The sequence below is a fragment of the Chitinivibrio alkaliphilus ACht1 genome (assembly GCF_000474745.1).
Taxonomy (GTDB): Bacteria; Fibrobacterota; Chitinivibrionia; order Chitinivibrionales; family Chitinivibrionaceae; genus Chitinivibrio; species Chitinivibrio alkaliphilus.
This window is the reverse complement of record NZ_ASJR01000045.1, coordinates 1-6,265: the sequence shown is the minus strand read 5'-3', so window position 1 is coordinate 6,265 and position 6,265 is coordinate 1. Positions and strand designations below refer to the sequence as shown.

General features: G+C 52.2%; 4 protein-coding genes. All 4 read left to right on the top strand.

From position 1 onward, the window contains the following. The first annotated feature begins 399 nt into the window (after window positions 1–399). The 4 genes from CALK_RS11450 (at window position 400) to pepN (ending at window position 6,219) form a co-directional block, all read left to right on the top strand. Complete coding sequence (locus CALK_RS11450) at window positions 400–783, top strand: hypothetical protein (protein WP_022637830.1); 384 nt, start codon at window positions 400–402, stop codon at window positions 781–783. A gap of 153 nt (window positions 784–936) precedes the next feature. Next, entirely contained in the window at window positions 937–1,389 is a 453-nt protein-coding gene (locus tag CALK_RS11445; RefSeq protein ID WP_022637829.1) for a pyridoxamine 5'-phosphate oxidase family protein, read from the top strand. Beyond that, window positions 1,370–3,601: a PEP/pyruvate-binding domain-containing protein gene (locus tag CALK_RS11440; protein ID WP_022637828.1), complete on the top strand. Its 2,232-nt coding sequence runs from the start codon at window positions 1,370–1,372 to the stop codon at window positions 3,599–3,601. The genes CALK_RS11445 and CALK_RS11440 overlap by 20 nt, the downstream gene beginning before the upstream one ends. Further along, window positions 3,598–6,219: an aminopeptidase N gene (gene pepN / locus CALK_RS11435; RefSeq protein WP_022637827.1), complete on the top strand. Its 2,622-nt coding sequence runs from the start codon at window positions 3,598–3,600 to the stop codon at window positions 6,217–6,219. The genes CALK_RS11440 and pepN overlap by 4 nt, the downstream gene beginning before the upstream one ends. The last annotated feature ends 46 nt before the right edge of the window (window positions 6,220–6,265 follow it).

Below are 6,265 nucleotides of genomic sequence, written 5' to 3'. Positions count from 1 at the left end.
TTAGAAGGACGCTTCGTTTTTCGGGAGCTGTCCGGAAGCACTTCCGTTGACTTACTCGTTTTCCCAGCAACACCAGACGATGTCGATGATCTCTCATAATTCTTTCTTTCCACTTTTGATCTCCTGTTTTTCTGCCCCGATAGGTAATAAAATTAATATAGAATATTGTCTCACTTAATATAGACACTCAGGGATACCTATCTCTTTTATGCCTACGGAGCATCCTTTAATGCCTTTTTTCTTATTCATACCCTGATTGTTATTCTTTCCGCCACAGCCTGTATCATCGGTCTGTGCACCTTTGACATTTCACGGCAGAAGACACAAACAAAAGATACACCGATTCCCTGCACAGCAATCTCTGTCTATCTGCTCTGCTTCTCCATACTTATCGGAGGCATGTGGATCATTCTGTCCCTTGTGGTAAGTATGACAGGGCAGCTTCCTCCCGGCATCAGTCAAAGCGGACATACCACGGCCGTGGTCTTTGCCACGGATCTCATCTTTCTGGTTGCCCCGAGCTTCATTGCAGCACGTCTGCTCCTGCACAAAAATCCATGGGGAGCCCTCATGGCCGGTACCATCCTGGTAAAATGTCTGCTCTATCCCCTCGTTCTTGTCCTGGGCGGACTGCTTGCCTATGGGAAAACCGGGATCTATGATCCCCTTACGCCACTCTACATCATCCTGGGAATCGGCTGTTTTTTCTGCCTGTATGCCCTGTTGCGAGGAGCAGAGGACGGGGCCTGCAAACATCTTTTCTCAGACGACAGATTTCCGTAATACGGAAAAACGGTTCGTCCACCTCTCTTCTGTTTCTATTCCCGTGCATGAAAAGACGCCTGCGTCTCTCTGAATTGTCCTCTTTTTATTTGCCGGGGATGGTGGTCTGTGTCGCATACTATATTACTATGAGGGCCTATGAGAGGAGTCGTTATGAATGAGCTTGAAACAAAAATCGCGCAATTACTTGCAACACAATATCTCGGTGTCTTGTCTACGAGTCGGAACGGTCATCCCTACGCAAGTCTTGTTGGGTTTGCCCGGGCAGAACATCTTTCCCGTATTCTCTTTGCTACGCATCGGGCAACGCGAAAATATGCAAATATTCAAGGTGATACGCGGGTGTCCCTTCTTATTGACAGCAGAACTAATCAGGTGGAGGATTTTCGGAGCGCTGCAGCTGTGACTGCCTTAGGCGTTGCTGGTGAAGTTGGACCGGGGCGCTATGAAGCGTTGGAAAAGCTTTTTCTGGAGCGTCATCCCCATCTACAGGAATTTGTTCAGTCACCGGGATGCGCCCTGTGTGAAATAACCGTACATCGATATACCGTAGTGCAGCGTTTTCAAGATGTTATGGAGCTTGATTTTGATCATACAACCAATTAATACAGTTCGCCATGACCAGCATGCCGAGGTGGGGGGAAAGGCCCTCTCCCTTGCGCGCCTTTCAAAGGCTGGTGTTTCCATTCCGCTGTCGGCGGTGATTCCCGCTCAGGTCTATGGACAGTATCTTGCCGAGACCAGTCTTGGGGCAAAGCTTTCCATGGAGCTGGGACGTAAGGAGTTTTCCCAAATGCGCTGGGAAGAGCTGTGGGATGCGGCTCTTCGTATTCGTAATTTATTTCTCACCACTCCCCTGCCCGAATCTCTTGAGATGCAGCTGTGTGCAGGGATTGAAGATCTATTTGGTGATCGGCCCTTGGTGATTCGTTCCTCGGCTCCCGGGGAGGATTCCGGCCAGGCCTCCTTTGCGGGGCTCCATGAGTCGGTGGTGCATGTGCGGGGGAGAAAAAAACAGCTTCAGGCAGTACGAACTGTATGGGCGTCTTTGTGGTCGGATCGTGCCCTTCTGTATCGACAGGAGCTGGGCCTTTCCGTCGAGAAAAGCCGCATGGCCGTGGTTGTGCAGGAGCTTATGGCGGGACGGGTGTCCGGCGTGGGCTTCAGCACCGCTCCGGAGGAGTCTCAGCAGATGGCGATTGAAGCGGTGTATGGCTTGAATCAAGGGCTTGTTGACGGGAGCGTCGAGCCGGATAGCTGGCGTCTGCACCGGACCACCTTGGAAATTGAAGCCTACACTGCGGCAGAGAAGACGCAGAAACTTGTTCCTCGCGGTGAGGGTCTTGCTGTGGTGGATACCTCACCCCATGAAAAAACAACGCCCGTGCTCGATTCGGCAGAGTGTGTTCGTGTTGCTCAGACCCTGCGGATGCTGGAAGACACCTTTGAAGCTCCGCAGGATTGTGAGTGGACTATCCGTGGAGATGATCTGATTTTGCTCCAGGCCCGCCCTATTACCCGCCAGCGTTCTGAGGACAACCGACAGTGGTATTTGGGGCTTCATCGCAGTATGGAAAACCTGAAAACTCTCCAGAGACGTATTGAAGAGGAGATTCTTCCGGCCATTGAAGCGACAGCGGCAGCCTTTGCGGAGGTTGATCCTGCAGAACTCTCCGATGCAGATCTCTGTGAAACCTTTGCAGAACGGCTGTGTGCACGCAGGGAGTGGGAAGAGGTGTATCGGCGTGACTGTATCCCCATGGCGCATGGAATTCGCCTGTTCGGTGCATTTTATACAGACACGGTTCAGCCCGATGATCCCTTTGAATTTATGGAGCTCTTGCGGGGTAATTCCCTGCGGGCGGTTGCGCGAAACCAGCGCCTCATGGAGACTGCTCGCGCCTTGGTAGAAACCCCTGAAGCGGTTTCGTCCGCTGCAGTAGCCGCTATTGCAGAGGAGATAGGTCTCTCTGTTTATCAGGCCCAGGGGGTTATGATGGAGCTGGGGGCTGGGCCGGTTGTTTCTCAGTCTCAAGGTGCGCAGGAGCTTGAAGCGGCTTTTCGAAGGCAGTTTTCACCGGAAGAGTTGCCCGTAGCCGAGGAGTATCTTGCCATGGGACGTGCCAGTTATCGCCTACGCGATGATGATAATATCAGTTTGGAACAGCTTTTGCGACAGGTGAGCTTCGCAGAAGAGGAGGTTCGTCGTCGAAATGCGCAGCATCCCCGTTCTGACTTTGCCGCGCTTCTTGCACAGGCAGAAAAAGAACAAGACATGCTGCGTAGTCCCTCCCTTACAGATGAAAAGTCTTCTGCCTCAACCGCGCGGGCGCGTCAACTCCAGGGGCAACCGGCAAGCCCGGGTATTGCAACGGGAGTCAGCCGGGTTGTGCGCACGCAGGCTGATCTCAGCGGATTTCAGCGCGGTGAGATTCTTGTATGCGATGCCATTGATCCCGCCATGACCTTCATTGTCCCCCTGGCCGGAGCCATTGTGGAGCGACGCGGGGGAATGTTGATTCACGGTGCCATTATTGCCCGGGAGTATGGGATTCCCTGTGTTTCCGGTGTTGCACGGGTTGCCGATATTGTTGAGACCGGGGAAGAGCTTACGGTTGACGGAAATCTTGGGCTGGTTTTTTTGGAGGTCAGTCGGGAGTCTTCGCCCGTCCCGATCGAGAACACACCATTCGTGGTGAGTTGGATGATGCCCCCTAGGGACACCACGGCAAAAGCTCATCTGCGGTACAGGCCTCCTTCCTTGGTGTATGCAGAGTGTATATTCCTCTACACCATCAATAAGAGAGAGAAGCTATGAGTTCACCCTCTGTACAACGTCGTTCTGACTATACTCCGCCGGCATTTTATGTGGATGCTGTTTCCCTTGATATTGTGCTTGCCGATCATGCCACCCGAGTGTCTGCGGTACTGCAGGTTCGTCGCACCACACCCAATACCGCGCATATGACTCTTCATGGCCATCCATCGGTGGTGCTGGAAGGGGTTACCTTGAATGGAACGCCCTGGCACGATTTTGAGCACACCGATGATCGTCTTCTGATACGGAACTGCCCCGATACCTTTGAGCTTGTGATAACAACCACGATTTCTCCGGCAGATAACACCGCCTTTGAGGGCTTGTATAAGTCTGCGGGGGCGTTTTGCACACAGTGTGAAGCTGAAGGGTTTCGTCGCATTGTCTTTTATCCCGACCGTCCCGATGTGCTGGCACGTTTTACCACGCGTATTACCGCCCCGAAGAAGGAGTATCCCCTGCTTTTGTCAAATGGAAATCGCGTGAAGGAAGAAGATCTGGGGGGAGGAGTGCATCGGGTCACGTGGGTTGACCCGGTTCCCAAGCCAAGCTATCTTTTTGCCCTCGTGGCTGGAGATTTCGACTGCTTACGCGATTACTTTGTCACTGCCAGTGGGAAAGAGGTTGCCCTTGAGCTCTATGTTGATCGGGGAATGCTCCACCGGGCACACCACGCCATGGAGAGTTTGAAACATGCCATGCGCTGGGACGAAACCCGCTTTAGTTTGGAGTATGACCTTGGCATATATATGATTGTGGCAGTTGACTTTTTTAATATGGGGGCCATGGAAAATAAGGGGCTTAATATTTTCAATGCCAAATATGTTCTTGCAGACAGAGAGACCGCCACGGATCAAGATTTTATGAATATAGAAGCAGTAATTGGCCATGAATATTTCCACAACTGGACTGGAAACCGAATTACCTGTCGTGACTGGTTTGAACTTTCTCTGAAAGAGGGACTCACCGTATTTCGAGATCAGGAGTTTTCCGCCGATCGTGGATCCCGGGCGGTACATCGTATTAAAAATGTACGCATGATTCGCAGTCACCAGTTTCGCGAAGATGCCGGCCCCATGGCACACCCCATTCGTCCGGAAGAGGTGATAGAAATGAGTAATTTCTATACAGTGACCATTTATGAAAAGGGGGCCGAGGTAATTCGCATGATTCACACCCTTCTGGGAGAGAATCGTTTTCAAGAGGGTATGCAGACCTATGTACGCCGTCACGATGGTCATGCGGTTACATGTGAAGATTTTATTGCGGCCATGGAAGCAGGAAGCGGGGAAGATCTTACACAGTTTCGGCGGTGGTATTCTCAAGCAGGAACCCCTGAAGTCCGGGCGTCCTATGAGTGGGACCGGGCTCAAAAGACTCTGCGTCTTACCCTATGTCAAAAAACTCCACCCACGGCAGACAAAAGTCCTAAGAAGCCCCTGCACATCCCTGTGAATACGGCCCTGTTTTCCAAAACCGGTGAACGTATTCCCCTCGTGCGTGCACAGACACGCCAAAATGAGGTTCTTTCGCTACAACAGGCTACGCAAACATGGGTCTTTGAGGAGGTAGACACCGCCCCTGTGGTATCGCTCTTTCGTGGATTTTCCGCTCCCGTGCGGCTTATTCATCCTTTGGAGACGGAGGATCTTCACGTATTAATTCTGCATGAGGAGGATGATTTCTCCCGCTGGGATGCGTGGCAGATGCTCTTGAAAAAGGAGATTGTGGCCATGGTTTCTGCCATGCAAGGGGGCAAAACTGTTCAGGTGCCACCATCTGTGTGTGAGATTGCAGCAGCTCTTGTGGAAGACCAATCCCTTGATCCTGCCTTTGTGGCGGAGATGCTCACTCTTCCTGCAGAGTCGGAGCTGGCCGGATGGTTTGATACGGTTCCCGTGGAAGCAATACACCACGTGCGCCAGGCCCTGCGAGATGGCGTGGCCCACGGCTGTGCTTCTGTTTTTTCTGCACGCTACGCAGCACTTCATCAAGATTCCTTCGAAATGACCACGGCGGCCATGGCTCAGCGGTCCCTGCGAAATACCCTCCTAGGGTATCTTGCCCTTGTTCCGAGCGGCTCTGACCAGGTGGCTCAGCATTTTGCCATGGCTACTTCCATGACAGATAGTATTGGAGCCTTGGAGGCGGCTATTTTTGGGGGGTGCTCGTGCCGAGATCGTCTCTTGGAAGAGTTTGCACACCGCTGGAGCAAGGATGGGTTGGTTATGGATAAGTGGTTTTCACTGCAGGCAGTAGCACCTGCTATGGATACGCTCAAGCGGGTCAAAGAGCTGATGAATCATCCCACCTTTGACCACACAAACCCCAATCGGGTACGCAGTTTAATTGGTGCCTTTACGGCGCGGAATCACCGTTGTTTTCATGCAGAAGATGGTACGGGATACCGTTTTCTGCGTGAGCAGATTGAACTCTTGAATAGCCGCAATCCACAGGTTGCCTCACAGCTTATTGACCCTCTTCTCCAATTTGCCCGCTACGATCTCCCCCGGCGCACTTGCATGGTAGAGCAGCTCCATACGCTTCGTGCCATGCCGGATATTTCCTCCGATATTTACGAAAAGGTCCACAAAGCTCTCAAGAGCAGTGCGGACTCATAATAAATGGGGCATAAGAGCTGTAAGGCGTGCTTTGAGAGCGCGGTAT

Coding starts and splice junctions, on each gene's coding strand:
- CALK_RS11445 (WP_022637829.1), top strand. CDS start 937: ATGAATGAGCTTGAAACAAAAATCGCGCAATTACTTGCAACACAATAT.
- CALK_RS11450 (WP_022637830.1), top strand. CDS start 400: ATGTGGATCATTCTGTCCCTTGTGGTAAGTATGACAGGGCAGCTTCCT.
- pepN (WP_022637827.1), top strand. CDS start 3,598: ATGAGTTCACCCTCTGTACAACGTCGTTCTGACTATACTCCGCCGGCA.